This window comes from Nocardia sp. CY41, assembly GCF_009829325.1.
Lineage (GTDB): Bacteria > Actinomycetota > Actinomycetes > Mycobacteriales > Mycobacteriaceae > Nocardia.
In genome coordinates this window covers 25406-50925 of the sequence record NZ_VUOS01000034.1, presented here as the reverse complement: position 1 = coordinate 50925, position 25520 = coordinate 25406, and the positions used below count along the sequence as shown (strand labels likewise).

The window sequence follows — 25520 nt, the reverse complement described above, 5'->3', positions numbered from 1 at the left end:
CCAGCCGGTCGAGCCTGCTCGATTACCGAGTGCGGCGGGCCGCAGGCGATCGGTGCGGGTCTGGGGTGGTTGAGCGATCTGGGGTAAGTCACGCGTTCGGAGCACGCACGGACGATTCGGTGCAGAGTCGGTCCTGTCGCGGATCTGCGATCATCGACGCTTTCTGTCGCCCGCATAGGGATTCACCGGCCCCGACGCAACGAACTGCGACCACGTCTGCACGCCGTCGGCATGATCCGGGCACGTGTTCAGTCCCGCGCGGAACGCGCTCCCGATCCGCCCGGGCACCGGCAGCGGGACGATCCGGCGGGGGCGTTGCCTGGTGGCTTGCCAGACCTGCGCCAACTGCGCCATCGTCCGCACTTCCGGGCCCCCGAAGTCGGGAGCCCGGCCGAGCGGCTCGCCCTCGGCCAACGCGGCGATCCGCCGCGCCACATCGGCGGCGGCGACCGGCTGGAAACGGAAGTCCTGCGGCAGCGGCGCCACCGGCCATTTCTCGACGGTCTGCAGCACCGCCGCGATCAGTTCGTGGAATTGGGTCGCGCGCAGAACGGTGTGCGGCACACCGCTGTCGGTGACAGCTCGTTCGCAGGCCAGCTTGTTGCGGTAGTACCGGAACGGGATGCGGTCGATCCCGACGATCGACACGTACAGCAGGTGCCGGACGCCGCGCGCGTGCCGCAGCAGGCTCTCGGTCTGGGCGAGGTCCGAGCCGCCCATCCGGCGGGTATCCGTGGCCGCGTGCACGATGACGTCGGCGTCCGCCACGGCCTCCGCCAGACCCGTGCCCGTGCGCAGGTCGCCCACATGCGTGCCCGCCCCTGGGCGACGGGACAGCACTCGTACGTCATCGCCCGCTTCGCGCAGCCGGTCGACCACGAGCCTGCCCAGCGCACCGGTTCCGCCCGTGACGAGAATCTTGGTCATGGACAACTTCTACCGATGAATCCGTCCGGTATACGAAAACCCGTCGTCACAGTGGCGAGTCGCACAGCGATCGTCCGACCGACCCGGCGAAGATTCGCCGATGTGTCGCCGGAAGTGTCGCGGTGGTCGTCACACCCGAAATCATTTGCGGGACATATTCTTCTGTTTCCGGTACGGAACGCAGGCGCGATGGTTGAATCGGAGTGCCGGAACCTCGGCAGTCGGCGAGGAGGGCCTGATGCCGGTCGGAGGTGTGCAAGCCGGTTCGCAATGGCGGGCGGCGATGAACTTCGGAACGTCGGTACCGGACGCGTCGAAGGGTATGGCGACGCGGGAGGTGTTAGGTCGCGAGGGTGCGGGCGGGTCGAGTTCTCGTGTTCATCGGCGTGCTCTGCGACATCTCGGCGGCGCGACGGCAGGCGCGAACGCAGTAGGACGCGAGGCACGATTGTGAGTGTGGTGCCGAGGCGTCGTACCACACGTGCGGACACCGGGTACGGCGCGTTCCTGTCCTACAGCGGCGACCGGGACCGGGCGGTGCTTCCGCTGGTCCAGAACGCGATCGAAAAACTGCCACGGCCGTGGTACCGCTTTCCGCACCTGCGCATCTTCCTCGACTACAGCGGTGTCTCGATCGGGCCGGAACTCCGGGACAAGATCGTCGCAGGCCTGTCGCGTTCGAAGTGGCTCGTCGTGGTGGCTTCGCCCGAGGCGGCCGGCTCCATATGGGTGGACCGCGAAATCGAGTGGTGGCTGGCGCATCGGTCTCCCGAGACGATACTGCTGGTTCTCAGTGCCGGGTCCCTGGTCTGGGACGAGGGAGCCGGGGATTGGGACCGCGCGCGCTCCACCGCGCTACCGCCTCGCCTGTTCGGGGTTTTCGCGTCCGAACCCGTATACAAAACGATCAAATGGCGCGAGGACAACGATGGCGTGCCCCGGCCGGACATCGACGCCATCGCGGTGGGTATCGCCGCGGTGATTCGCGGCGTCTCCGAGGCCGACGTCAAATCCGAGGGCTATCAGCAGACCAAGCGAAACTTGCGTGTGGCGAATGTCGCCGTCGGCGCATTGGCCATGCTGTTGGTCGCCGCGCTGGTCGCAGCGTTCATCGCCTTGGTGCAGAGCAATCGCGCCGAGGAGGAAGCCAGGATCGCCACGGCGCGGCTCATGGCTTCCGTCTCGGACACGAGGATGGCCACGGATGTCCGCGCGGCCCTGCTTCTGGCCGTCGCGGCGTACCGTCTCGACCCGAGCGCACGTCACCATGCCGCTCTGCTCCGCGCGAATCTGGCCGGTTCGAAAGTCGCTCGTTACGTTGCGACGCCCGCGGACGTCACCGCTCTGCAGAGCAGCGCCGACGGTCGAGCCGTCGTTGCCGGGCTCGCCGACGGGCAAGTCGTGACCTGGGCGCCCGGTGATCCGGCGACGACTTCGGTCGGGCGTTTGCCCGGTGAGATCCGGTCACTGGCCGTCGCAGCGGACGGCCGGACCGTCCTCGCCACGGACGGCGACTCGATCGCATTGTGGGGTGGAAACTCCGGTCGTCCGGACCTCGACGTGCCCGACGCGACGAAGGTCGATCTTGTCGCCATATCCGAATCCGGGAAGGTGGGTGCGGTTCATCGCCGCGATACCACGGCGGCGGCAGGCACCCCAGGGGCGGTCGACCTCATCGATATCGCCGCTGGGCGGGTTCTCGCGTCACATCCGACCGAACGGGCACTGACGAGCATGGTGTTCACCGATGGCGCTACCTTGCGTCTCCTCGACACCAACGGCAGCGTGCGACAGATCTCGCTGCGCGACGGCGCCGTCGTAGATCTTTCCCCCCTCGACACCGACAACGCCTGTGGCACCGGCCAAGATGTCGGAGAATTGTCGGCCGACGGGTCGTCGTTCACGTGCGCGGTCTTGCCCGGTATTCCGGTGCCGGTTCTCCGGCCGCGTCCGACGCCGGACGCGGGCCGCCCGGAGCCCGGATATGTAGGTGTCGTCATGCCCAGCCGGTCGGCTCCCGCCGTGCTCAGCCGCTCGGCGCGCACGGCGGCGGTACCCAGCGCTGACGCCGGGTTATACGTTGCGCCCGTGACCGGCGAGATAACACCTCCACAGCCGCCACCCCTGATCACCGGTGCCGCTGTCGACTTCGGCCGGAAGCTACTGCGTTTCCTCGGGACCTCTGAGACACAACTGGTTTCGGCGTCCGGGCGACTGATCACCCTGTGGGATCTCGCGCAGCGCGACCGGCTGGCGAAATCCGTCCCGGTGCCGATCGTCAAGGGATGCAATCGTTGTCCGCCCAGCTTGTCCCTGTCCCCGGACGGACGCACCGCGGCCATCACAGGCCAGGCCAAGGACCCGGGAAGTTCGGCGCTGAACAGCGACGTCGTGATCATCCAGCAGCTCCGGCCGGACTCGTCCCGTCAATTCTCCATACCGGGCTTGTCCGGAATTCTCTCCTGGCGCGCGGACGGCGGCATGCTGGTGCTCGCCGCGAATCCGGTATCCGGCTACGACCGTCGCGTCTCTGCCCACCGGCCGTCGGTGCAGACGCCATTCGAGGTGGCGGTGCTGTCGTCGCCACCACCCTCGCACACCGTCCGAGCGGCCGGCGTGTTGTCCGCATCCGGAACCGCCGTGTCTTTCGACGACAGAGGAAGGGTGTTCCTGCACGACCTGGCCACCGGTGGTGTCGAGACGGAATTCATCCCGCTGGGCGGTGCGGTCGACACCGACAATATCTCGGAAGCGCGGATCGATGCGGCCGGAGAATTCTTGGTCATGCGCGATGCCGACGACATATCGGTCTACGACTTGTCGCGACAGGAGATCACGCACGACATCGACGGCAAGGACGTGCAGGCAATCGAGTTCGCCGGGCGGCATCTGCTGATCCAGCGCAAGGACAGCATCGAGCTATGGGATCGGACCGGCTCGACTCGTGAGCGGACGATCGTCTTCCGCGGCGATGGGACCGCGAACCCGCAGATCGCCGCCGCCGCGGACGCGACCGTGGTCGTCGCGAAAGGCGCGACAGGCCGATTGACTCTCTTCGCCGCCGACGGCACGAATCTCGGAGAGCTGGAACCGGATGCCGTCTGGCACGTCGAATCTGCGGTCGCCGTGTCCGCTGACGGACGGTACCTCGTGACGGTCAATCCCGGTCCCGCATTCTCCGGCGGCGCGGATGGAACGTTGATCGAACGCGACATCTCACCGGACGGCCTGATTCGGACCGCCTGCGAGCACGCCGGTACCGATCTCACCGACGCCGAATGGAACGCACTGATGGGGGTTGCGCGTCCCGCACAAGCCCGCTGTCCGTAGTTCGCGTTCGACTTGCCCACGGGCGTGGCGGCTGCTTCACCGGCGATCGGTGGTCGGTCCTCCTGCGCCGACCGCCCTTTCGTCGCGGCCCGGGCCTGCGGGCGAACGCGTGAACGACGCGCGGTAGCTGCTCGGTGGCACCCCGACATGCCGGATCATGTGCTGGCGCAACGATTCCGCCGAGCCGATGCCGCTGTGCCTGGCGACCTGGTCCATCGGCAGCGTGGTGGATTCCAGCAGTTCCCTGGCGCGTTGCAGGCGTTGGTGCAGCAGCCATTTCTGCGGGCTGAGCCCGGTCTCCTCGTGGAAGCGGCGGGTCAGAGTGCGAACGCTGATGCGCGCGTGGGCGGCCAGGTCGTCCAGCGACAGCGGTGTGTCCAGTCGTCGCAGCGCCCAGGCGCGGGTCTCGGCGAGCGTCATGCCGTTCTCGGCGGGCAGGGGCGCGTCCACGAACTGCGCCTGCCCGCCGGGCCGCACCGGAGTGACGACGGCGGTGCGGGCCGCGGCGTTCGCCACCGTCGCGCCGTAGTCGGCGCGAATCAGATGCAGGCACAGGTCTATTCCGGCCGCCGCGCCCGCAGCCGTGGTGATCGGGCCGTCCTCGATGAACAACGCGTCGCTGCGGACCGATACGTCCGGATGGTTGGCCGCCAGTTCGTCGGCCAGGCCCCAGTGCGTGGTCGCGGTGCGGCCGGCCAGTAGACCCGCCTGCGCCAGGACGAAGGCCCCGCTGCAGATCGAGGTGACGCGCTTGCCCGCGGCCATCGCGCGACGCAGGGCGGCCAGCGTGGCGGCGTCGGCGTCGGCGCGGCTGCCGGTGCTCGGCACGATCACGATGTCCGCCTCCTCGATCGCGTCGAGTCCCCGGGAGACGACCACATCGAAACCGCCCAGCCCCGCGGGCAGGACGCCGGGCACGGCGGTGCACACCAGGATGCGATAACCGGGTTCGCCGTCCACGATGGCCGCGCCGAGCACCGTTTCCGGCATGGCCAGGTCGAAAGCTTTCACCGGAGGAACCGCGACGACGGCGACAGTATGCATGGCCTGATCCTTGGGATAGTTGGCAGTCCGGCCAGTAGCCTACCCGGCCGCGCCACGGCAGGCTCGATGGCACGCGATCGGCGAATGGCGCGGAGTGTGCCCGCCGGTCGTTGTATTTCGTTGTCGCAGAGGAGAAATCGCATGCCTACGCAGGTCATCGTCGGACGTGGCGCCACCGCTTCGGCCACCGCGGAGCTACTCGCCGGGTCCGGCGACCGGGTGCGCGTGGTGAGCCGCAGTGGCGCGGGGCCCGAGCACCCGAACATCGAGCGAATCGCACTGGACGCGCTGGATACGGCCGCGCTGACCGCCGTGGCCGAGGGTGCCGAAACCTTGTTCAACATGGCCATGCCCGCGTATCACACCTGGCCGGAGACCATTCCGCCGCTATTCGGTTCCATCCGCTCCGTCGCCGAGCGGACCGGCGCGAACTTGGTGATGCTGGGCAATCTGTACGGCTACGGTCCGGCCGACGGTCCGGTCACCGAGCAGTCGCCGCTCGCCGCCACCGGGCCGAAAGGTCTTGTGCGAGCGAGAATGTGGCGAGAAGCCGAGGAAGCGCACCGGGCGGGACGAGTGCGCGTCACCGAGGTCAGGGCCTCGCAATTCATCGGGCCTGGCGCGATCTCCCTGTTCTCCCTCATCGCACAGCCGAAGATATGGTCCGGGCAGTTGGCGCTGCTGCCGCAGGAACTCGACCTGCCGCACGCGTACACCGCGGTCGGTGACGCGGCGGCGGCAGCGGTCGTCGCCGCCCGCGACGAGCGCTCGTGGGGCCGCCCCTGGCACGCCCCTGTCATCACCGCCACCGTGCGGGAGCTGGCAGGACGGTTCGCCGCGGCCGCCGGGGCGCCCGAGCCGCGGCTGGCGGTCATGAGCGAGCGGGAGCTGACGTTGCTCGGCCTCACCGATCCCTTCTGGGCCGAGTTGTTCGAGACCTACCACATGTCGCACGCGCCTTTCACAGTCGACGACTCGGCGGTCCGCGACACCTTCGGTCTGAAGGCGTCCGATCCGGACGAGGTGTTCGCGCAGGTCGTGCGCGCGGCCTGACCGGGATGCGCGGCAGGTGCGCGGAGTCGTCGGCCGCGATTCGGCGCACCGGGCTCGGATATCCGGCGCGCCTCCACGTCATCGCTTCCGTCCCGTATCGCAGCGTCGCCCCGCCCGTCGTGCCTCGGAGACGGTCATGTCGCCGTGGCTTGCGGAGTGCAGGTGCCCGCTCGGTTCGGGCTTCGCGCGCAGATGCGTGACCGGCAGATAGGCGGCAGGTGCAGGCTCTCCCGGACGAGCATCCGAGGTGAGTTGCCCGGATCTGCGGACGCACCGGCCCATCCGAATCGATAGCTGGTTGATTGCCCTCGTATGCACGATTCGACACTGTCGCTGTGAATCGTCGGTGACCAGCTATTTCATGTCGATAGGGAACACGCCTGCCGAATGCCGGAAGCGCCGAGCAGGGCGTGGTAGAAACTCGTTCCATGTACCGGCTCCTGCGATGCCTGGTTCCCCTTCTCGCGGTGTGCGCCGCCTTCGTCCCGGCCACGACCACCGCCGACCCCGGCGCGAGCATCCTCGACGTGCGCCCGCTGGGCGGGCGGGAGTTCGAAGTCGTGGTCCACTCGGCGGCGATGGACCGCCCCATCACACTGTGGATGTCGCATCCGGGTGCGGGCGCTCCCGCGCTGTACCTGCTCAACGCCGTGGACGGCGGCGAGGACGGCGGGCCGTGGACGCGGCGCACCGACGTCGCGGCCTTCTTCGCCGACAAACCGGTCAACGTGATCGTGCCGCTGAGCGGGCGCGCCAGCTACTACACCGATTGGCTGCGTGACGATCCCGCGCTCGGTCGCGTCAAGTGGACCACGTTCCTGACCAGGGAGCTGCCGCCGGTGCTCGGGGCCAGATTCGGCATGAACGGCCGCAACGCCGTGGCGGGCCTGTCGATGTCGGCGACCTCCGCGTTGAATCTCGCGATCAGCGCGCCGGGCCTGTATCGGGCGGTCGGCGCCTACAGCGGGTGCCCGCGCACCAGCGACCCGATGGGTCAGGCGATGGTGCGAGCGCAACTGGGCGTGTTCGGCGCGGACCCGGCCAATATGTGGGGTCCGCCGGGCGACCCGCTCTGGGCGGCGAACGACCCCATGGTGCAAGCCGACCGGCTGCGCGGTGTGGCGCTCTACATCTCGGCGGGCACCGGTGCGCCGGGAGCCCACGAGGCGCTCACGGATCCGAGCATCGACGGCAATCCCGCCCGGCTGGTGGATCGGCTGCTGGTCGGCGGGGCCATGGAGACGGTGATCAACGGCTGCACCCGCGCCTTCGTGGACCGGTTGAGCGCTCTCGGCATCCCGTTCACGGCGAATCTCCGCCCCGCGGGCACGCACGCCTGGATGTATTGGCAGGACGACGTGCACGAGTCCTGGCCGCTGTTCGCCGGCGCGCTGGGCGTCTGACCGGGGCGGCCCGGCGGCATGGCTGGGCCGTCCCGGTCACCGGCGGATGCGGTTCGCTACGGATTCCAGGGGTCGAGTCCACCCTCGGGATCGAGGTGATCGAGGTTCGCGACGCGTCTGGCCGATCGCATCAGTGCTTCTCTTGTCATATCGTTCGGATTCTCGTAGTAATCCCGGGCCGCCTGCTGGTGCATGGTCGCGACGCGGTGACCGATCGCCCATCGGGTGTCGCGGCCCGCGTTGTCCCACTCGTCCGGTGTGATCGCCGCGCGCAGCGCCCGGTCCGAATGCCAGTTCTGCTCGACCCGCCGCACGAACGCTTGATCGATGTCGGCCCCGGGCGCGGGCGCGTTGCTGTGCCGGACGAAACTGTCCGCCGCGATGACCGCCTGAGCGGCGAAGGCTTCGTGCGCCTCGTGGCCGACGTGGTTGTCGACCGCCCACGCCGCCGCGATCGCCTTCTGCAACGGTGCGAAGCTGTACGGATTCTGCGATGCCGTCGATTCCTGGACCGAGTACGCCGTGAACGCGTTGGTGACCCGCTCGTTGGTGGCGCCGGAGGAGAGCAGCACGGAATGGATCCGGGAATCGGGAACTTTGTTGTCGCGCAGTACTTTCAGGGCGCGGGTGACACCCAGTTGGGTGTGTATGCCGCCCACCGCCGTAGCCGCGTCGACCGCCACGCCACGCCAGTTCGTGCGGGACAGTTGGTGCTCGATGTATCCCTCTTCGCGACTGGCCAGGATTCTCCTGGTGGAGCGCTCGATTCTCCTTCGGGTGCTGGCCAGCGGGTTCAACGGATTGACCCGGCCGCCCGCGAGCCAAGCCGTCACCGGCGAGGCGTTGATGGCGTTCAGCGTGGTGAGCGTGTTCACCAAACCCATCCCCGGCCCGGACTTCCCGCCACCACCGCTCATGCCGAGAGCGGTGCCGCTGCCGCCAGCGGACTTGCCGCTGCCCTGGATCGCGAGTCCGAATCGGTTGGCGATCCAGTCGTTGCCGCGGCTGAGGCCGCTGCTGAGGCGTTTGAGCTGGAATATGGCGACGATCTCGACCGTGCCCGCGATGATGATCACCGCCATGACCTGGCCGCGAGCCTGCGCGAAAAGGTTGCCCATGAACAGCACATACACCCCGAGGAATATGGTGTAGGCCGTCATTCGCGCCGCCGCGACGAAACTGTCGACGACATTGCGCACCAAGAACGTCTGTGTGGGGCCGTAGACGAATCCGCCCGCGGCGAAGCCGAATATCGACATGAACCCGTGATAGATCGTGTCCAGTGCCGCCTTGATGACCTTCAGTCCGAGATACATCGCGAAAGCCAGCAGGATGCCGCCGCAGGTCAGCAGCATGAGCCCGGTGGCGACCTGCCCCATGGAAGGGTTCTCCGCCTTCGCGTGCGCGGCGGCGTCTCCGCACGACTTCAAGCCGTTGATCACCCGGTTGTCGTCACCTGCCGCCACGCCCGCCGACCACGCCGACCGGCAGGCGGGCCGCTGGTCCACCGTGTGCCCGAAATTCCAGACCTGCAGCGGTTGCCGGGCGAAATTGTCGGCCAGATCGCTCTGCATCGTCGCCACCAACTGGGTGGGATTCGGGTGGGAGTTCCCGTTCAGGCCGGCTGCCACCGAGATGCCGAGGTCGCGGCCCTGGGCCAGCAACCCGTGGGAGGACAGCACGTCCGCCAACGGCTCGGCCAGGAACAGCGGGCCGAGCAACGCCACGCCCACCATCGTCACCACCTGCATGGTGGCCTTCGCGTGGTAGCCGCGGACCATGAACCATCCGACGAAGAACGCGCCGATGGTCGCCGCGGTGACCAGCATGATCGGGGTCGCGATCTGTGCGGTCAACGCGTCGGCGACACCGTGCAGCGCCGAGCTGAACATGTCCAGCCACCGGAAGCTCAACGCGTAACCGATCAACCAGATCGCCGTCGTCACGATGGCTATGTAGCCGATGAATTCGAAGCCCAGGACCGCCCACAAGATGGTGGCGCGCGGCTTGAACAAGCTTTCGTCGCCGGTCGCGAAGCGGTAGTCCGACAGCGCGATCCCCGACGAGTCGTGGATGTTCATCCAGCTGAGCCCGTCGATCCCGGACGTGCCCGACGTGGCGCCCGCCGCGTCCTGGGCGGTGGCCAGCGCACCGACGAAGCCGGGGAAGACGAACAGCGCGAAGAAGGTGAGGGCGATCCAGATGACCCGCCGCCGCCAAGCGCCTGATCCGGAACGCGGCCACCGGTGCGGCACATCACCGCGGAATGCGCGCGCGGCGGCGGAGCGGATATCGAGAGCTGGAAACGATCTCCGCCGGGATGAACCCGGGCGGACAGTGCGTGGTCGCACCGCTGGGATGTGCACGGAAGCGTCCTTCGTCCCGTCTTGGGGGCGCAGTCGACTGCGAATTCCGAAACGGGTTGCGCGCGACCGCCGATGGCACTGCCCGCCCCGTCTCACGCCTGTATTACAGACAGGTACGGAAACATCCGCTTGAACGTCCAATGACATCCAAACGGCTCGGGAGTGTACGTAAGTACCTCCACCCGCTACCTGTGATGCTCAGCAAACTCACTGTGGTTCAGTGTGTTTCGTATGCGAGGTCACCGGACGAGGGCATGCCGTCTCATCGGGGTGTGGCTGCTCGACCGCCTCCGCCCCGGCGGGTGTCGGAAAGGGACACGCGGCCCGCTCTCGATCGCGGATCACCCGGCTTGTCGTACACCGGGTGAACAATGCCGCTATGGCATACGACGAGGAGTTGGCCGAGCGAATCCGGGAACTGATCCCACCCGGGCCCGAGTTCACCGAGCGGAAGATGTTCGGCGGTCTCGCCTTCTTGATCCGCGGCAATATGGCGGTGGCCGCCAGTGGACAGGGTGGTCTGCTGGTGCGAGTCGACCCCGACGAGGGGGAGCGGCTGCTCGGTGACGCCGTGCAGCCCATGGTCATGGGCGGGCGTGAGATGGCCGGCTGGCTGCGGGTCACCGCCGTCGACGACGACGGGGTGCTGCGGGAATGGGTCGAGCGCGGCGTCGCCTACGCTCGGACCCTCCCGCCGAAGAAGAACAAGAACTGATCCCGCTCAGGGGCGGACCTGCCGCCGGAAGAGCACGCGGTCGAATTCGCGGCCGTACTCGTCCACCGCGACCACGTCCATCTCGCTGGCGAACACGCCCGGACGCACGTCGACGCGCAGGAACGAGTAGTTGCGGAACCGGACCCGCGACCACGGCGCGGCTTCGTCCTGCTTGCCGCCGCCCGGCGTCCAGACGTAGCTGTTCGGCACCGAGGTGTCGGGCAACTCGTCGCCACGGAAGGTCTCTCGCGACCCGGGCTGGAATTCGTAGCGCGGGCGTCCGCCGCCGCCCACGGTGTAGTAGACGGTGCCGTCGGTCTCCGGATAGACGATCGAGTTGTCGCCCGCCACCTTCGTCACCCGACCGCCGCGGAGCGGATCGGTGCGCTCGTAGACGTGGTTGTGGCCCTGCAACACCAGATCCACCTGGTAGCGGTCGAACAAGCCCACCCACGCGTCCCGCACGCCGCCGTCGCTGGCGTGCGATTCGGTGGTCGAGTAGGCGCAGTGATGGAAGAAGCAGACGATGAAGTCGATATCGGGGTCGGCGCGGTAGGCCGCCAAGGTGCGTTCCACCCAGCTCGTCTGCGCCCCGCTGGAATAGCCGCTGTTCGCGCGGATCTCGTAGGAGACGTCGTTGGCGTCCAGGGAGAGCACCGCGAGGTTGCCGTAGGTGAACGAGTACGCCGACGGACAACCCGCCGGACCGTTGCCGGGGAAGTCCAGCCGCGCCAGATGGCCGCCGTAGCCGTGCTCGCCGTAGGTCGCTTCCATGTCGTGGTTGCCGGTGGCGAACATCCACGGCGTCTGCGCGGCGCTGGTCTCGATCGCGTTGAAGTAGACGTCCCAGACGTAGGGGTTGTACTTGTCGAACCCGCTCGCCGCGTGCGCGCCGTGCGTGACGAACTGCCCCGGCTTGCCCGCACCCGAAGGGTCGGCGTAGGCGATGTCGCCTGCGAGGATGTGGAAATCCGGCCGGGCCGCGGCGATCTGGCGCAACACGTTGCTCGCGTGCGGCGCGGCCGGATCGTTGTCGGCCTTGTAGTACTTGTCGTCGTAGTCGCCGGGAGCTATGCCCTCCGGCAGCGCCGGGGTCTGGTCGGTGCCCTGGTCGCCCATCATGGTGAAGCGGAACGGAAGAACCGCCGGTCGTGCGCTGGGCATCGCGGGCGCGGCGGCGCGGATGTCGCCGACGAATCCGTCGGAGGTCCGCCAGCGGTAGAAGTGCGGAACCCGGCCGGGTAGCCCGTCCACCGGGGCGTGGGCGTAGAACTGTTCGGCCGCGAGCACACCGCCGTCGGCCGTGGGCAATTGGGTCAGCAGGTTGCGCACCTCGGCTTCGACCGTCGCGCCGAGGGCCGGTGTCGGTCCGTGGTCGAGGTACACCGTGGCGCCTGCCGGACGCCGCGACAGCTGTGCCGCGAAACGCAACTGGCTGGCCGCGTCCTGACCGAAGGCCACGCGCCGGCCGCCCACCGCGAGCTGGGCGTCGTCGGCGTAGGCTCGCCCGCCGAACGGTGTGGCGCCGACCGCGGCCACCGCTGCGGCCGCCGCCGCGCCGCGCAAGATGTTGCGCCGCGACACCGGACGGCGGCGCAGGTAGGCACGGTGCCATTCGTGCTGCTCGGTCATGGTCATGTGGGCAGCGAGCTGGCCGGGAATTCCGGTGTCCGGAATGTCGCCTGCTGGATTCAGCGGTGTGGACGGCATACCGCAGATGCTGTCGTGGCCTGGCGCACGGAGCAACTCGACACCGCACCGGGGGCGGGAATACCCCGTGAACAGTCTATTTCGGCATCTACGATTCGGGGCATTTGTCGGAAATGTGGGAAATAGGCGATGGCTGAACGTATTTCGCGAAGCAGGGCGCGTTACTCAGGTGACCGATCCGTCGCGGCCGAGGGATTCGGCGACCGATTCCCCGCCGAGGGCGGACCGGGGGAGAACGGGGACATGAGTGAAGCGCCCCAAGGGAAACTCGGCGTGCCCGTCGGCTGGCATTCGGCGGCGGCTGCCAGCGGTTCGTTGTTCGCGGTCAGCCTGCGCACCGTCCGTTCGAGCGCGGGCAGGATCTCGGCGATGTCGAGGTCGGCGTTGGTGAAGCGGCCGATCAGCGCATAGATCATGTTGGTCAGCACGAGCGCGATATCGGCGATGTAGGCGGGATCGGCGCCGGCCAGCAGCGCGCTCGCGGCGGGCAGCACGGCGTCGAAGCCTTGGGCGTCCAGTCGCCGGCCGCCGGGACTGGATCGCGCGCGATAGTAGGCCTCGAGCATCCGGGGATGCCGTTCCCACGGTTCGAACACGTACCGCAGCAGACGCATCAGGCCATCGGTCAGCGGCTCGCCTTCGATCGGCCGCGCGGGAGTGGCGTAGGTATTGGTCGCCATCCATCGCTCCACCGCGGCGAGCAGCAGGTCGTCCCGGGTGGGATACCGCTTGTAGACCGTGGCGAGGGAGACGTGCGCGTCCCGGGCGACGGCCCGCAACTGGACGGCGTCGTAACCCTCGGACTCGAGCATCGACAGGACGACGTCGATGATCTTCGCCGCCGAATCTCCTTCGTCTGTCCGGGCCACGTACGTACGGTAATCCAGCGATCCGATCGCGGATACTCGCCACGACCGCGTGTGGCTGCCGGTGCGCGCCGGCGCGACCGTCACCGGAGGCCGTCAACGGCCGGTTCGGTGCAACGAGGTTCCGGTGCGGCACGCCCGTGGCTAAGCTGCGGGGATGACGCTCTTTCTCCGCGTCGCCGTGGCGCCGGTCGTGCTCGCCGGCGCGCTGGTGAGCGCGGCTCCCGCCGACGCGACGCCCGGCAGCGACATCACCGCCGTCACCCTCGGGCAGGCCCGGATTCCCGCGGGGTTGGTGCCCTTCGTCGCGGGGACGGATCTGGTCGTCCGCGAGATCACGATCGGTCCCGGTGGTTCCACCGGTTGGCATTACCACGTCGGCCCCGTCTTCGGCTTCATCCGATCGGGCACGCTGACCCATCCCGGCCCCGACTGCGACGCTCCGGTCTACCGCACCGGCGAGTTCATCTACGAGCCCGCGGGCGAATGGAACGTCCACGTCGGCCTGAACCTCGGCGCCGAACCACTCGTCCTCGACGTCGTCTACGCCCCACCCGCCGGCGAGCCGCTGTTCATCGACGCCCCCGCCCCACCCTGCGCGTAGCGAGCCCCTCCCTCGATCGCGCGAATCCTCGGTCGGTTACGCCGAGCGGTCGGACTCGGCGTTCCGGCGGTTCCCGGAGGTATCCGATCGGCCGGATAAGCGGTTGTCCCGATCGCCTGGTCGGGTAGACGACGATGCCCCGCGACGGACCGGTGACGGTGGTCGCCCGGGGAGGGACTGGTGATGGTGGTCGCCCGGGGAGGGACTGGTGATGGTGGTCGCCCGGGGAGGGACTGGTGATGGTGGCCGCCCGGAGAGGGACCGGCGACGGTGGCGGCCCTGCGGCGGACCGGTGACGGTGGCGGCCCGGGGAGGGACTGGTGATGGTGGCCGCCCGGAGAGGGACCGGCGACGGTGGCGGCCCTGCGGCGGACCGGTGACGGTGGCGGCCCGGGGACGGACTGGTGACGGTGGCCGCCCGGAGAGGGACCGGCGACGATGGCGGCCCGGGGATGGACCGGTGACGGTGGCCGCCCGGAGAGGGACCGGTGACGGTGGCCGTTCGGGGAGAGACCGGTGACGGTGGCCGTTCGGGGAGGGACCGGCGACGATGGCGGCCCGGGGCGCGTACGTTCGCGCCGTGGGAACAAAGGAGCACGATTCGGCGACGCTGTCTCCGGGTCGGTGTGTGCGGACTCGACGGCCGCGGGTGGCGTAGCAAGCTGTGTGGTGATCGTCCGCAGCGCCCGATTCCCGGTGCATCGACTTCCGGATGGAGACCAGATATGTCGATGATTCCTGCTGGATTGATGTACACCGATGCGCACATGTGGGCGCGGCGGGAGCCTGACGGCACGCTGGCGGTCGGACTCACCGACCACGCGCAACAGAACTTGGGCACGATCCTCTTCGTCACCACGCCCCGGGTGGGCATGTTCGTCGGCACCGGCGAGGCCGTCGGCGCCGTGGAGGCGGTCTCGGCCATCGCCGAGATGTACAGCCCGGCCCGCGGCGTAGTGGTCCAGGTCAACCCGGCGATCGTGGATGACCCCGAGCAGGTGAACAACGACCCGTACGCGGCCTGGCTGTTCAAGATCAGGCGAGCGGAGGGCGTCTCGGATGACGAACTGCTCGACGCCGCCGCCTACCGCCGGTTGCTGAAGGATCTCGGCGCGTAACCGGGAACGCCGCCCCGCCCGCAGGCTTGGCTTCAGTCTTCCCGCTCGGGCTGGCGGTCCGGCACCCTGGCTCCCTCGGCACGTGGACCCCAGCCGCGCCAACTCCGGTAGCCGCGATGTGCGGCGAAAGCTCCGATGATCGCGGTGACGCACCATACCGTGATCGCGGTATAGGCCAAAGGGGCAGACAGGTCACCGATCGATGCGCCCAGCGCGGTGTAGACGAACGCGCGCGGCGCGGATCCGATGAAGGCGCCGACTGCCATCTGCCACAACGGAACTCCGAACGCGCCGAACACATAGGACGCGAGCGCATCGGAGATGCCGGGAACGAAGCGCTGCCCGACGACCGCCCACAGGCCGCGCCGCTGGATCTGCGCGTCGATGCGCTCGGCCCGCTCGGGACCGAGCAACCCGCGCGCGCTCTCGCGGCCTGCCCGCCGCCCGAGGAAACTGGTGATGGTCGCCGTGCCCACCGCCGAGCCCAGCGTCACGAACGTGCCGACCAGCGGCCCGAACAGCAGACCGCTTCCCGCGGCCAGCAACGGTCCGGGAACGAAGATCGCGCCGAGGACCGCCGACGCCACCACGTAGGCGAACGGAGCCGCGGGTCCGGTCGCCGCGATCCCGTCGCGCACACTCTCGACGTCGATCACACCGGCAATAGCGACAAGATAAAACATTCCGACCAGGAAAACGGCGAACAGCGCCAACCGCGCGATGTGCCGCCGTCGGCTGGTGAGGAAGAAACCGCCGTTGTCCAACATGCCGACCGCAATCCTGCCTCGAGCCGGCCGGGACGCCCGCATCGAGGGCCGGCCGCCGAAGTCGGATGGACCCGAGATCGACGGCACATGGCTGTGGCGTTGCCGAGACGATCTCTCGCTCATGTGCCGTTGATCTCGAGGTTCAGGACGGGTCGCGGGGGAGGAGGGTGCCCAAGGGGCCGAGGTCGATGTTGAGGTCTTCGGGGGTGAGGCCGAAGTGGTCGCGGAGTTCCTCCATGCGTTGTTCCAGGAGCATGAGGGTGGTGCCGATGCGTTCGATCTGGTCGTCGGTGAGGTCGCCGGCGTCGACGCGGCGGATCGCTTGGCGCTCCATGAGTTGGCGGAGCAGTTCCACCAAGGTGAGGACGAGGCTGACCAATCCGCGCTCGACGGATTCGGGTTCGGTGTCGATACGCGGTGGGATGCCGCCGAACTCAGTCATCGGCGGGTGGTTCCAGCGCGCGGACCGGGCCGGTCAGAGTGCTGATGGAGGAGATGAGGGCCCGCAACGAGATCTGCACGAGGTCGACGTCCGCGATGGCGAGCTTGATGTCGCCGGAGATCACCACGCCGCCTGCCAGCACCCGATCCAGTAGGTCGACCAGCGCGACGCGCCGCTCGTCGTCGACCTCACGGGTAGCCCGGCTCATGCCGACTCCCGTTCCACGCCGGCGAACGAGTACGGCGGCCACGGGCCGGTGAGCTCGAGCCGGATGCCGGGGAATTCGTCGCCGAGCGCGTCGACGGTGGCGGCGAAATCGTCGGCGCGATCGTCGTCCACGAGGTAGGTCCCGTTGAGCACCATCCAGTCCCGGCGGCCGCTCAGGGTGGGATCGGTCAGCGCCTGACGTCGTCCGGCGGCCGCGTGGCGAACCAGGCGTGTGTGGATCTCGTCCGCGCGCTGCGCCGCGTCGCGTTCCACGGTTTCCTGCGCGGACAGCTGCGCGCGGCGGCGGGCCAGATACGCGGCGCCCGTTCCCTTCCCGCTGTCTTCGCTCGCGCGAGCCTCGGCTACGGCCGCGGTGAGCGCGGCGCGGTCACCGTAGGCCTTCACCCCCCATTCGGTACGGCCGCTGACCAGCGCCAGAGCCGCGGTGAAGTCCGCTCGCCGCTCATCGAGCAGGTCGCGTACGCGGTCGTCGTCGAGGAAGACGGTGGCCAGCCGCAGCGGCACGGCCGGACCTCGGCGCACCGCGGCCGACACGACGGCGTCATGCGCCCGGGCCGTGCCCTCCAGCCAATCGAGATCTTCCAAATGCTTGCGCAGCGGTTGCTCCCCGAACACCTCCAGCGGCACCGATCCGACGAGGGCGGTCAGATCGTCCGAAGCCACGGCGCGCACCGGCTCGCCCGCGACGCCGGTCAGCTCGCCGAGGTCCGCCGCATCGCCCAGGCTGGGCGTCACCGCGTACAGCCAGACGCCGAGATCTTCGGTCACGATCGATCTTCCCTCGGCGCGCGGCGTCGCTCGACGGGCCGAGGTTGTTCGTGCGCGGCCTCCAGTTGGGCGATTCGGTCGCGAAGCTTCTGATTCTCCAGTTCGAGATCGCGATCCTGCCGCTCCAGCGTGCGGGCTTTGCTGTTGAGCCAAGGGTCGGTCTCCCACCAATCGATGCCCACCGACTTGGCCGTCTCCAAGGACGCGATCACCAGTCGCAGCTTGATCGTGAGCAGTTCGATGTCGAGCAGGTTCACCTGGATGTCGCCCGCGATCACCAAGCCCTTGTCGAGCACCCGCTCGAGGATATCGGCGAGGTTCGTCGAATGCTGTCCGCCGCCGTAGGGCTGGGGTGCGGACGATCCGCCGCCGACCACCGTCATCGCCGATCCCTTCCGCCGATATCGGTACTGCCGCGGCCGTAGCGTTTGGTTCTGCGGTAGGCCAGCAGGTTTCCGTCGAGATCGATCTCCACCTCGTAGAGCGCGAGGATGTCCGCCGAGGACGGGATGCGGCGGTCCTCGAGCACCTCGATCTCCACCAGCCAGCCGTCCTGGGTCGGTTCCATCGAGGTGACGCCCTCCACTTGCTTGGAGGTCAGCTCGACGAGGTTTTCGGCCGCCGCCGCGACGGCCTGGGCCGCGGTGAGCCCGGGCGGTTCGTCCGAGGCCGAGTGCACGCCCTGGGCGTCTTCCGAAGTCGTCTTGCGTGCCACGCGCCTCACTCCTTCCGGTCGGTCGCGGTCACGCCCGCCGACCGGTCATGCGATCCAGGACCGCCTGCTGCGCTTGTCTGCGCTCCTCCTCCGACAGTTGACCGGCCGCCGCGGCCTCGTCGATGGCTTCGAGTTCCCGCCGCATGACGGCGGGATCTCGCATCTTCTGCTCCACTTGGTCCTGGATCACTTCCCCCAACCAGAGCACGCCGCGGACAGGAGCGACGGGCAACGAGAGGATCGCTGAGAACAGGCCCATGCCTCACTCCTCGGGCGTGCGTTTCGTCACGAAGTCGTAGGCCGCCATGGGACCGAGCAGATTCAGCTCCACTCGGCCGTCCCAGTCTTCGCCGAGCCGGCGCAGCGTGTCCTCCAGCTCTTCCTGGCGGGCGAGCTCGACCAGCACCGCGACGTGGACGGCGTCCTCCTCGTCGGTGGGATCGCGCTGGTTGACGAGCGGGTCCAACGCTTCGAGTTCGCTGACCACCCGGCGGGTGTCCTCGGCTCGCTTGGCCTCGATGGCCTGATTGATCAGCTCACCCAGCGCGATGCGCTCGTTACGGGTGGCGTCCTCCGATTTGTCGCGGATCGCGTCGCGCAGCCGGGCGGCCTCGGCGTTCTCGTCGAGGAGCTCGCGCAGGATGGCGTCTTCGACATAGCGTCCCCGCACGACGAACTGGGCGCGCCCTTCGAGTTGCTCCAGTGCGGAGCGGAACTCGTCTTCGTTGGCGCCGAGCAGTTCGTTCTCCACCGCCTCCGCGTCGGTCATGACAGCGCCGAACCGCAGCGGCAGCACCGGGGCGACGGCGGCGGACCCGTCGAGCAACTCGGCGTGGGCGGTGAGGTCGTCGGGCGTACCCAGCGGCCGGTCCGACGCGAGCGTGCTGACCAGCGCGGCGATCTCGCCGTGCCGCACCACCGACACCTCGCCCGGGGGGTCGCCGACACCGCTGGCGTGCGGCTCGGGCTCCACGTCGGCGGGCACAATGCCGTACACGTAGACGGCGGATCCACTGGTGGTGGTCATCAGCCCTCCCTACGTTTGGGCCTGCTCGCGGTCTGGCGCTTGTCCTGCACGTCGCCGAGAAAATCCATGACCTTCTCGCCCGCCGCCTCGAGCGCGCCTTGGGTCTTGTGCTTCGCCGCGCCTTGTGTGACGTCGCCGACGATGTCGGTCAGTCCCTTCGGTTCGCTGGTGGAGATCTCCAGCCGGTTGACGGCTTCGGCGAAACGTAGATACGTGTCGACGCTGGCCACCACGACGCGGGCGTCGATGGTCACCAGTTCGATGCCGACCAGGGACACGCGCGCGAACGCGTCGATGACCAGGCCTTTGTCCAGAATCGTGTCGATCACGTCGGCCAGGCTGGAGGAATTCGGGCGCGCCATGGTGCCCGCTCCGCCACCGCCGCCGCCTCCTGCGGGTTCGATGGTCATGCGTGTGCTCCTCGCTTCTCACGCGACCGGCGGGGCGCCGTGCTGCGGCGGCGGGCGGCCGGTCGCCGGCGAGGACGCCGATCCTCGTCTCGCTCGTCCGTCTCCTGCTCGTCGGTCTCGTCTTCTTCCTCGTCCGGCTCCTGTTCGTCCGGCTCGCGTTCCTCTTCGTCCGCGTGGTCTTCCTCGGTGTTCTCCTCTTCTTCGCGACGGGCGGTCTCGTCGTCTTTGACGACCTTGCTCTCGTGGATTTCGCCATGCCAGCCGACGATGTCGTCGGGGTGCAACACCGCCTCGGTCATCACGTGCCGCTGGAAGTGCTTCAGCTCCAGGCGGCAGCGCCGACCGGCCGCGCGCCACATATTGGCGGTCTTCTCGAAGAAGCCCTTGGGGTGGTACTCCAGCACCACGAGGATGCGCGTATAGCCCGGTGAGAGTTCGTGGAAGGTCACCGCGCCGTCGATGTAGCCCTTGTGGCCTTTGGAACGCCAGACGATCCGCTCGAACGGCACCTGCTCGAGAATCGTGGATTCCCAGGTGCGCCGGGACCAGAACACTTTGCCGGTCCAGCTGAGCTTCTCGTCGGCGACCTGCTCCACCTGCTCTAGCTTCTTGGTGAACTTCGGGAAGTCCGCGAACTGGGTCCACTGGTCGTAAGCCAGGTCGACCGGGACGCCGACATCGATGTGCTCGACGATATTGGTCAGCTTGATCTTCTTGCCGCCGCCCTTGCCCTTGCCACCGGTGAGCGATTGCTTCACCGTCTCGAACTGGTCGCGCAGTGTGGCGCCGATCTTGGTCTTGCCCATGCTCATGGCCGTGCTGAGCGGCGACGCGCCACCGGCGAGTTTCTCCACGCCGGTCAGCGCCGACAGCAGATTGCCGCGATTACCGGCGGCGTAGTCGTTCAACCGGCCCGCGGTCTTCGACACCTGGTTCGTCAACCCGGCCACCGCGCGTTCGGCCAGTGCTCCCGTGAGGTTCTGCACCGACTCCTGCAAGATGCCGGTCGGCGTGGGCGGTGGCGCCTTCTGCTTGGCGGATGATCCCGCCTTCTTGGCGGACGATCCGGCCTTTCTGGCGGAGGATCCCGCACCCGTCGCGGCTTTGGTGGCCCGGCCTGCTGTGTCGGCAGCCACTTTGCCGACTCCTGCGGTCGCGTCGCGCAAAATCTTCGCCATCGCCGGTCACCTCCTCGTCCGACGCACCGGCGCTTGACCGGCCTCGGTGCGACTACGGCGGCCACCGGTCCCGGATGGCTTGCGATCCGCGGAGTCGGACGCACGGTCCGCGGAACGCGAGCTCGCCGCGCGCCTGGCAGCGGTGCTCGACCGGCGAGTGCGTGTCCGCGCCGCGGGCCGCTCGGTGTCGTCCTCCGCCGCACCCTGGTCGGATTCTTCCTCGTCGCCGGGCGTTCGGTCCTCGTCCTCGTCCTCGGCTTCGTCTTCGAGCTCGTTGTCGGGCGTTCGCTCTTCGTCTTCGTCCTCGCCCTCGTCTTCGTACTCGTCCTCGGCCGCTTGATCCTCGCCTTCGTACTCGTCCTCGGGCGCTTGGTTCTCGTCCTCGTCCTCCGGCGCTTGCTCGTCGTACTCGGACGATTCGTCTTCGTACTCGTCCTCGTCGGAATCCGTCTCCCGGGAACTCTGTCGGCCCTGGTCTGTCAAAAGCGTCGCACCTTGCTGCAACCGGTCGCTGAGCGCGTCTATGCGGTTGCTCGCCGCGGTGACCGCGGCCGAGCGCACCGCGCCGACCAACTCGCCGCGCACGGTGTCGGTGATCCGGGTCAACTCCGGTGTCGATCGGAGCAGTTCCGTCCCGCGCTCGAGCAGGCCCCCGGGTGCTCCGGCGGATCGCCTGGCCATCGCGGCGCCCGCCAGCGACATCGCGAAGCGCATCTTGCGCGTGCGGCCCAGGAAGTACCCGATGCCCACCCCTAACGCAATTCTTCCTCCACCCTTCATTGCTCACTCCTTGCTCGCCTCGACGGCAACCCCACCGGCGGAGCCGGGGCGCCGAGACTTGACGTCCTCAGAAGTGGGGTAGACCACATCGCAGTGGCCAAACATCAGCGTATTCCTGGTTACCGAATGGGTCGATGGGTCTGCCTGCGAGAAGACCCGAAAGACCGGGCGGTCGGAATGCTGTCAGCGACCATTCGGCCCTGGCAGTCGGCACAGCGGAAAAAAATTTCTCGGAAACTTCGCGAAGTACGTCGAAGACTAACCGCCGGCTCCGACCAGTAGGTGACAGCAGGTCACCACAGAGCACAGGAGCACATCATGTCCGTCAACACCTTCTTCTGGTTCGACAACGCCGCCGAGGAAGCCGCCGCGTTCTACGCGTCGGTGATCCCCGACTCCCGGGTGGTCGAGGTCTCCCGCAACTCCGACGGCTCGGCGTTCATCGTCGCCCTGGACTTGGACGGTCAGGCGGTCACGCTGATGAACGGCGGCCCGGACCACCCGCTCACCGATGCCGCGTCGCTGCAGGTGGTCGTGGACACCCAGGACGAGGTCGACCGCCTGTGGGAGGCCCTCACCGCGGACGGCGGCGAGCCCGGGCCGTGCGGCTGGCTGACCGACCGCTTCGGCCTGTCCTGGCAGGTGGTGCCTTCGGCGCTGCCGAAGCTGATGAGCGGTGACGATCCCGCCAAGACCATCGCCGTCGGCACCGCGTTGCGGTCGATGTCGAAGCTCGATCTCGCGGTTCTCCAGGACGCCTACGACAACGCCTGATCGGTCCGGCGCCGTGCATGCCGAAGAGCCCGCTCGGACGCCGTTGTCCGGGCGGGCTCTCGGGCGACGGCGTCGTCAGCGCCAGCGTTCGGGTGTCACGGGCGCGTCCCACGCGCGGGCGTAACGGCGTTTGTCGGCGGCGTCGTACTCCTTGCTGCGGTAGACCACGTACGGCCGCACCAGATAGCCGACCGGGGCGCTGAACATGTGCACCAGCCGGGTGTAGGGCCACAGCCCGATCAACGCGAGCACGACCAGGCCGTGCAGTTGGAAGGTCCACGGGGTGTCCACCATGAGCTCGGGCCGGGGCGCGAGGGTGAACAGACTGCGGAACCAGGGCGAGACCGTCTCGCGGTAGTTGTAGGTGCCCCACAGCAGGTTGCTGCCCCAGGTGTTGAGCAGACCGGTGATCAGCGCGGCGGCCAGCAGCACGTACATCAGCTTGTCGTTGCCGGTCGTCGCCTTGCGGACGGCGGTAACGGTGAAACGCCGGTAGAGCAGGATGCCGACGCCTGCCAGCACGGCGAGTCCGGCCACCGACCCCGCCGAAACGGCGATCACGTGATAGACGTGCTCGGAGATACCGACCGCGGAAGTCCACGACTCCGGGATCAGGACGCCGAGTACGTGACCGCCGAACACCCCCAGCATGCCGAAGTGGAACAGCGGGCTGCCCAGCCGCAGCAGACGGCTCTCGTAGATCTGCGAGGAACGGGTGGTCCAGCCGAACTGGTCGTTGCGGTAGCGCCACAGGTGCCCGAGCACGAACGACGTGAACGCGACGTACGGCAGGATCAGCCACAGCGAGGTGGGCAGATGCGGCGTTGCGTTCATCGTCGGCCTTCCGATCCGTCGAACAGGGAGGGGTCCATCGCGAAGGGTTCCAGCCCGACTTCCTCCTCGGGCGGGCCCTGCGCGGCGAGCTCGGCGATGCGCCTGCGGTCCGCGGTGGTCGGCGGCGGCAGGGTGGACCCGATCGCCGCGAGCACTCCGGCGTAGGGAGAGCCGTTGTCGGACAGGGAAAGCCGCAGCAGCTCCAGCACCGGCACGTGCTCGCCGAGCAGCCGCTCGCCGCCGATCGGATCGACGGTGGCGGCGAACTCCAGCAGCACCGGCAGATGGTCGGGCAGTTCCTCGTCGCCGAGTTCGACACCCGCGTGCCGGTAGGCGTGCTTGAACCGCAGCAACGCCATCCCGCGCTTGCGGGTGTCGCCGTAGGCGTAGAAGCTCAGGTGCAGGCTGGCGCGGCGGCGCATGTCGAAGGTCGCGACGTAGTCCGCGGCAAGCTCGAGCGGTGGGGTCGTCCGCAGGTGATCGAGGCATCCGCTCAGGTGGGCGCGCACCTCGTCCGGCAACGCGGCCGCGGCCGTGGTCAATTGGTCGATCATGGCCAGCGTCTGCTCGGTCGGGTAGTCCAGCAGCAGCGCGGCGATCCGCCAGACCAATTGACGGTCGCGTTGTGCGAGCTGCACCGCCGGTTCCGGGCGGCGGCGCAGTTTCAGCAGGCTCATCGCCCGGCTCCGGTCCGAGCGGCCGGGTCTCCGGTCGCGGTCGCGTCGGCGTGCCCGTCGCCGTTTCCGTTGCTGTCGGCCGTGCCGTTCGTACGCCCGTTCGCGGCGGCGTTCTCAGGCCCGTCGGCCGCACCGTTCGCATGGCCGTTGGTAGCTCCGTTGCCGTTGCCGTTCGCCGCGGCACCGGCAGGCACCAAGCCTTCGGTGCTCTTGCCGTCCCAGTTCAGCAGGTTGATCCGAGAGGACTTCTCCTGCGGCGCGGCCCCATTGGTGTCGGTGAGGTGGAATTTCTCCACCATCTGGTCGAACGCCGTCATACCCGGTCCGCCGTCGGTGTCCAGACTGCATCCGGTGGCCAGCGAGTCCAGTTCGTGCGCACGGGCGCCCGCGCCGGTCGGGATGACGTAGCGGTGCTCGTATTTCGCGATGGCCAGCAGCCGGTACATCGCCTCGATCTCTTCCGGCTCCAGTCGCACCGACGGCGCGATCGTGGGATCGGGCTCCTCACCGAGGTTCACCGACCGCATGAACGAGCGCATCGCCGCCAGCCGCTGCAACGCCGCGCGCACCGGCCCCACATCGCCCGCGGTGAACAACTCGGCCAGGTACTCCACCGGGATACGCAGCGCGTCGATGGCGCCGAACAGGTTGGACACGTTCTCGCCGTCGTGGCCTGTCTCGCTGAGCACATCGACCACCGGCGACAGCGGCGGCACGTACCAGACCATCGGCATGGTGCGGTACTCCGGATGCAACGGCAGCGCGATCTGGTAGTCCACGATCAGCTTGTAGACCGGCGAATCCTGAGCGGCCTGAAGCCATTCCGGCGAGATCCCGGCGCGCTCCGCCTCCGCGATCACCCGGGGGTCGTGTGGGTTCAGGAACACACCGAGCTGGGACGGGTAGAGATCCTTGTCCTCGGTGACCGACGCGGCCTCCAGCACCGCGTCGGCGTCGTAGAGCATGACGCCGATGTAGCGCAGCCGTCCCACGCAGGTCTCCGAGCACACCGTCGGGATGCCGACCTCCACGCGCGGGTAGCAGAAGGTGCACTTCTCCGCCTTGCCCGTCTTGTGGTTGAAGTAGATCTTCTTGTACGGGCAGCCCGACACGCACTGTCGCCAGCCGCGGCACTTGTCCTGATCCACCAGCACGATGCCGTCCTCGGCGCGCTTGTAGATCGCGCCGGAGGGGCAGGACGCCGCGCACGAGGGATTGAGGCAGTGCTCGCAGATGCGCGGCAGGTAGAACATGAAGGTCTCTTCGAACTCCAGTTTCACCTGATCGGACAGCTTCGCCAGCAGCGGGTCCTTGCCGACCTGCTCCGGACCCGAACCCAGGTCGTCGTCCCAGTTGGCGCCCCAGGTGACCTTCGTGTCCTGGCCGGTGATCAGCGACTTGGGCCGCGCGACCGGCGTCGTGTCGACCGGCGGCGAGGACAGCAGGTTGTCGTAGTCGTAGCTCCACGGCTCGTAGTAGTCCTCGACCGTGGGCAGATCCGGGTTCGCGAAGATGTTCAGCAGCCGCTTCAACCGGGACCCGGACTTCAGGGTGAGCTTGCCGCGCTTGTTCAGCGTCCAGCCGCCCTTCCACTTCTCCTGATCCTGGTATCGGCGCGGGTACCCCTGTCCCGGACGGGTTTCCACGTTGTTGAACCAGACGTATTCGGTGCCGCCGCGGTTGGTCCACGCCTGCTTGCAGGTGACCGAGCAGGTGTGGCAGCCGATGCACTTGTCCAGGTTCATCACCATGGCCAGCTGTGCCATGACGCGCATGTCAGTACC

At 68.3% G+C, this 25520-nt stretch carries 26 protein-coding genes; 7 read left to right on the top strand and 19 right to left on the bottom strand.

The features are described from left to right. Nucleotides 1-150: 150 nt before the first annotated feature. Complete coding sequence (locus GVY64_RS31825; RefSeq protein WP_201298246.1) at nt 151-927, bottom strand: SDR family oxidoreductase; 777 nt, start codon at nt 925-927, stop codon at nt 151-153. Between the two features lie 459 nt (nt 928-1386). On the opposite strand from GVY64_RS31825, the gene GVY64_RS31820 reads away from it, so the two are divergent. Further along, nucleotides 1387-4257, top strand: coding sequence for a TIR domain-containing protein (locus tag GVY64_RS31820; protein WP_159849565.1), 2871 nt, complete (start codon nt 1387-1389; stop codon nt 4255-4257). 36 nt (nt 4258-4293) lie between these two features. On the opposite strand, the gene GVY64_RS31815 is transcribed toward GVY64_RS31820, so the two are convergent. Then, on the bottom strand, nt 4294-5301 hold the full coding sequence (locus GVY64_RS31815) for a GlxA family transcriptional regulator (protein ID WP_159849563.1): 1008 nt from the start codon (nt 5299-5301) through the stop codon (nt 4294-4296). A gap of 141 nt (nt 5302-5442) precedes the next feature. On the opposite strand from GVY64_RS31815, the gene GVY64_RS31810 reads away from it, so the two are divergent. Beyond that, nucleotides 5443-6354, top strand: coding sequence for an NAD-dependent epimerase/dehydratase family protein (locus GVY64_RS31810; RefSeq protein WP_159849561.1), 912 nt, complete (start codon nt 5443-5445; stop codon nt 6352-6354). Nucleotides 6355-6782: 428 nt separating this feature from the next. Continuing rightward, a complete protein-coding gene (locus GVY64_RS31805) occupies nt 6783-7757 on the top strand; it encodes an alpha/beta hydrolase (RefSeq protein WP_159849559.1) in 975 nt (324 codons plus the stop codon). A 56-nt stretch (nt 7758-7813) separates the two neighbouring features. Here the strand turns inward: GVY64_RS31805 and GVY64_RS31800 are convergent, their stop codons facing one another. After that, entirely contained in the window at nt 7814-10012 is a 2199-nt protein-coding gene (locus GVY64_RS31800; RefSeq protein ID WP_159849557.1) for a hypothetical protein, read from the bottom strand. Nucleotides 10013-10502: 490 nt separating this feature from the next. Here GVY64_RS31800 and GVY64_RS31795 point away from each other — a divergent pair, with 490 nt between their 5' ends. Next, entirely contained in the window at nt 10503-10838 is a 336-nt protein-coding gene (locus GVY64_RS31795; RefSeq protein ID WP_159849555.1) for a TfoX/Sxy family protein, read from the top strand. 6 nt (nt 10839-10844) lie between these two features. On the opposite strand, the gene GVY64_RS31790 is transcribed toward GVY64_RS31795, so the two are convergent. Continuing rightward, the gene (locus GVY64_RS31790; RefSeq protein WP_159849553.1) at nt 10845-12548 is read right to left on the bottom strand and encodes a metallophosphoesterase; all 1704 of its coding nucleotides are present in this window, start codon (nt 12546-12548) and stop codon (nt 10845-10847) included. Between the two features lie 161 nt (nt 12549-12709). Beyond that, nucleotides 12710-13417 (bottom strand): TetR family transcriptional regulator, encoded by a 708-nt coding sequence (locus GVY64_RS31785; RefSeq protein ID WP_159849551.1) that lies wholly within the window; start codon nt 13415-13417, stop codon nt 12710-12712. Between the two features lie 154 nt (nt 13418-13571). Between GVY64_RS31785 and GVY64_RS31780 the strand changes: the two genes are divergently transcribed. Next, on the top strand, nt 13572-14018 hold the full coding sequence (locus GVY64_RS31780) for a cupin domain-containing protein (RefSeq protein WP_159849549.1): 447 nt from the start codon (nt 13572-13574) through the stop codon (nt 14016-14018). 725 nt (nt 14019-14743) lie between these two features. Further along, entirely contained in the window at nt 14744-15136 is a 393-nt protein-coding gene (gene gcvH, locus GVY64_RS31775; RefSeq protein WP_159849547.1) for a glycine cleavage system protein GcvH, read from the top strand. Between the two features lie 32 nt (nt 15137-15168). On the opposite strand, the gene GVY64_RS31770 is transcribed toward gcvH, so the two are convergent. From GVY64_RS31770 to GVY64_RS31720, 11 genes are all read right to left on the bottom strand, one after another. After that, nucleotides 15169-15903 carry a TVP38/TMEM64 family protein gene (locus GVY64_RS31770; RefSeq protein ID WP_159849545.1) on the bottom strand — a complete coding sequence of 245 codons (735 nt, stop codon included), beginning with the start codon at nt 15901-15903 and terminating at the stop codon, nt 15169-15171. A gap of 142 nt (nt 15904-16045) precedes the next feature. Next, a complete protein-coding gene (locus tag GVY64_RS31765; RefSeq protein ID WP_159849543.1) occupies nt 16046-16345 on the bottom strand; it encodes a gas vesicle protein K in 300 nt (99 codons plus the stop codon). Further along, nucleotides 16338-16553, bottom strand: coding sequence for a gas vesicle protein (locus GVY64_RS31760; RefSeq protein ID WP_159849541.1), 216 nt, complete (start codon nt 16551-16553; stop codon nt 16338-16340). The genes GVY64_RS31765 and GVY64_RS31760 overlap by 8 nt, the downstream gene beginning before the upstream one ends. Next, nucleotides 16550-17341: a GvpL/GvpF family gas vesicle protein gene (locus GVY64_RS31755; RefSeq protein ID WP_159849539.1), complete on the bottom strand. Its 792-nt coding sequence runs from the start codon at nt 17339-17341 to the stop codon at nt 16550-16552. The genes GVY64_RS31760 and GVY64_RS31755 overlap by 4 nt, the downstream gene beginning before the upstream one ends. Then, the gene (locus GVY64_RS31750) at nt 17338-17724 is read right to left on the bottom strand and encodes a gas vesicle protein (protein ID WP_159849537.1); all 387 of its coding nucleotides are present in this window, start codon (nt 17722-17724) and stop codon (nt 17338-17340) included. Before GVY64_RS31750 ends, GVY64_RS31755 begins: the two co-directional genes overlap by 4 nt. Next, entirely contained in the window at nt 17721-18056 is a 336-nt protein-coding gene (locus tag GVY64_RS31745; RefSeq protein WP_159849535.1) for a gas vesicle protein GvpO, read from the bottom strand. The genes GVY64_RS31750 and GVY64_RS31745 overlap by 4 nt, the downstream gene beginning before the upstream one ends. Before the next feature lie 28 nt (nt 18057-18084). Then, nucleotides 18085-18315 carry a gas vesicle protein GvpG gene (locus GVY64_RS31740; protein WP_159849533.1) on the bottom strand — a complete coding sequence of 77 codons (231 nt, stop codon included), beginning with the start codon at nt 18313-18315 and terminating at the stop codon, nt 18085-18087. Nucleotides 18316-18318: 3 nt separating this feature from the next. Next, nucleotides 18319-19083, bottom strand: a complete 765-nt coding sequence (locus GVY64_RS31735; RefSeq protein WP_159849531.1) for a GvpL/GvpF family gas vesicle protein — start codon at nt 19081-19083, stop codon at nt 18319-18321. After that, nucleotides 19083-19493: a gas vesicle protein GvpJ gene (gene gvpJ / locus GVY64_RS31730; RefSeq protein WP_159849529.1), complete on the bottom strand. Its 411-nt coding sequence runs from the start codon at nt 19491-19493 to the stop codon at nt 19083-19085. Before gvpJ ends, GVY64_RS31735 begins: the two co-directional genes overlap by 1 nt. Further along, nucleotides 19490-20671, bottom strand: coding sequence for an SRPBCC family protein (locus tag GVY64_RS31725; RefSeq protein ID WP_159849527.1), 1182 nt, complete (start codon nt 20669-20671; stop codon nt 19490-19492). The genes gvpJ and GVY64_RS31725 overlap by 4 nt, the downstream gene beginning before the upstream one ends. 6 nt (nt 20672-20677) lie before the next feature. After that, a complete protein-coding gene (locus GVY64_RS31720) occupies nt 20678-21451 on the bottom strand; it encodes a hypothetical protein (RefSeq protein ID WP_159849525.1) in 774 nt (257 codons plus the stop codon). A gap of 318 nt (nt 21452-21769) precedes the next feature. Here GVY64_RS31720 and GVY64_RS31715 point away from each other — a divergent pair, with 318 nt between their 5' ends. Beyond that, nucleotides 21770-22225, top strand: coding sequence for a VOC family protein (locus GVY64_RS31715; RefSeq protein WP_159849523.1), 456 nt, complete (start codon nt 21770-21772; stop codon nt 22223-22225). Nucleotides 22226-22300: 75 nt separating this feature from the next. On the opposite strand, the gene narI is transcribed toward GVY64_RS31715, so the two are convergent. The 3 genes from narI to narH are packed head-to-tail and all read right to left on the bottom strand — an operon-like array spanning nt 22301 to nt 25502. Then, entirely contained in the window at nt 22301-23059 is a 759-nt protein-coding gene (gene narI, locus GVY64_RS31710) for a respiratory nitrate reductase subunit gamma (protein ID WP_159849521.1), read from the bottom strand. Further along, on the bottom strand, nt 23056-23736 hold the full coding sequence (narJ, locus tag GVY64_RS31705; protein WP_159849519.1) for a nitrate reductase molybdenum cofactor assembly chaperone: 681 nt from the start codon (nt 23734-23736) through the stop codon (nt 23056-23058). Before narJ ends, narI begins: the two co-directional genes overlap by 4 nt. After that, complete coding sequence (gene narH, locus GVY64_RS31700) at nt 23733-25502, bottom strand: nitrate reductase subunit beta (protein WP_236567414.1); 1770 nt, start codon at nt 25500-25502, stop codon at nt 23733-23735. The genes narJ and narH overlap by 4 nt, the downstream gene beginning before the upstream one ends. Nucleotides 25503-25520 lie beyond the last annotated feature (18 nt).

Coding starts and splice junctions, on each gene's coding strand:
- GVY64_RS31825 (WP_201298246.1), bottom strand. CDS start 927: ATGACCAAGATTCTCGTCACGGGCGGAACCGGTGCGCTGGGCAGGCTC.
- GVY64_RS31815 (WP_159849563.1), bottom strand. CDS start 5,301: ATGCATACTGTCGCCGTCGTCGCGGTTCCTCCGGTGAAAGCTTTCGAC.
- GVY64_RS31810 (WP_159849561.1), top strand. CDS start 5,443: ATGCCTACGCAGGTCATCGTCGGACGTGGCGCCACCGCTTCGGCCACC.
- GVY64_RS31805 (WP_159849559.1), top strand. CDS start 6,783: ATGTACCGGCTCCTGCGATGCCTGGTTCCCCTTCTCGCGGTGTGCGCC.
- GVY64_RS31795 (WP_159849555.1), top strand. CDS start 10,503: ATGGCATACGACGAGGAGTTGGCCGAGCGAATCCGGGAACTGATCCCA.
- GVY64_RS31790 (WP_159849553.1), bottom strand. CDS start 12,548: ATGCCGTCCACACCGCTGAATCCAGCAGGCGACATTCCGGACACCGGA.
- GVY64_RS31780 (WP_159849549.1), top strand. CDS start 13,572: ATGACGCTCTTTCTCCGCGTCGCCGTGGCGCCGGTCGTGCTCGCCGGC.
- gcvH (WP_159849547.1), top strand. CDS start 14,744: ATGTCGATGATTCCTGCTGGATTGATGTACACCGATGCGCACATGTGG.
- GVY64_RS31770 (WP_159849545.1), bottom strand. CDS start 15,903: ATGTTGGACAACGGCGGTTTCTTCCTCACCAGCCGACGGCGGCACATC.
- GVY64_RS31765 (WP_159849543.1), bottom strand. CDS start 16,345: ATGACTGAGTTCGGCGGCATCCCACCGCGTATCGACACCGAACCCGAA.
- GVY64_RS31760 (WP_159849541.1), bottom strand. CDS start 16,553: ATGAGCCGGGCTACCCGTGAGGTCGACGACGAGCGGCGCGTCGCGCTG.
- GVY64_RS31750 (WP_159849537.1), bottom strand. CDS start 17,724: ATGACGGTGGTCGGCGGCGGATCGTCCGCACCCCAGCCCTACGGCGGC.
- GVY64_RS31740 (WP_159849533.1), bottom strand. CDS start 18,315: ATGGGCCTGTTCTCAGCGATCCTCTCGTTGCCCGTCGCTCCTGTCCGC.
- GVY64_RS31735 (WP_159849531.1), bottom strand. CDS start 19,083: ATGACCACCACCAGTGGATCCGCCGTCTACGTGTACGGCATTGTGCCC.
- gvpJ (WP_159849529.1), bottom strand. CDS start 19,493: ATGACCATCGAACCCGCAGGAGGCGGCGGCGGTGGCGGAGCGGGCACC.
- GVY64_RS31725 (WP_159849527.1), bottom strand. CDS start 20,671: ATGGCGAAGATTTTGCGCGACGCGACCGCAGGAGTCGGCAAAGTGGCT.
- GVY64_RS31720 (WP_159849525.1), bottom strand. CDS start 21,451: ATGAAGGGTGGAGGAAGAATTGCGTTAGGGGTGGGCATCGGGTACTTC.
- GVY64_RS31715 (WP_159849523.1), top strand. CDS start 21,770: ATGTCCGTCAACACCTTCTTCTGGTTCGACAACGCCGCCGAGGAAGCC.
- narI (WP_159849521.1), bottom strand. CDS start 23,059: ATGAACGCAACGCCGCATCTGCCCACCTCGCTGTGGCTGATCCTGCCG.
- narJ (WP_159849519.1), bottom strand. CDS start 23,736: ATGAGCCTGCTGAAACTGCGCCGCCGCCCGGAACCGGCGGTGCAGCTC.
- narH (WP_236567414.1), bottom strand. CDS start 25,502: ATGGCACAGCTGGCCATGGTGATGAACCTGGACAAGTGCATCGGCTGC.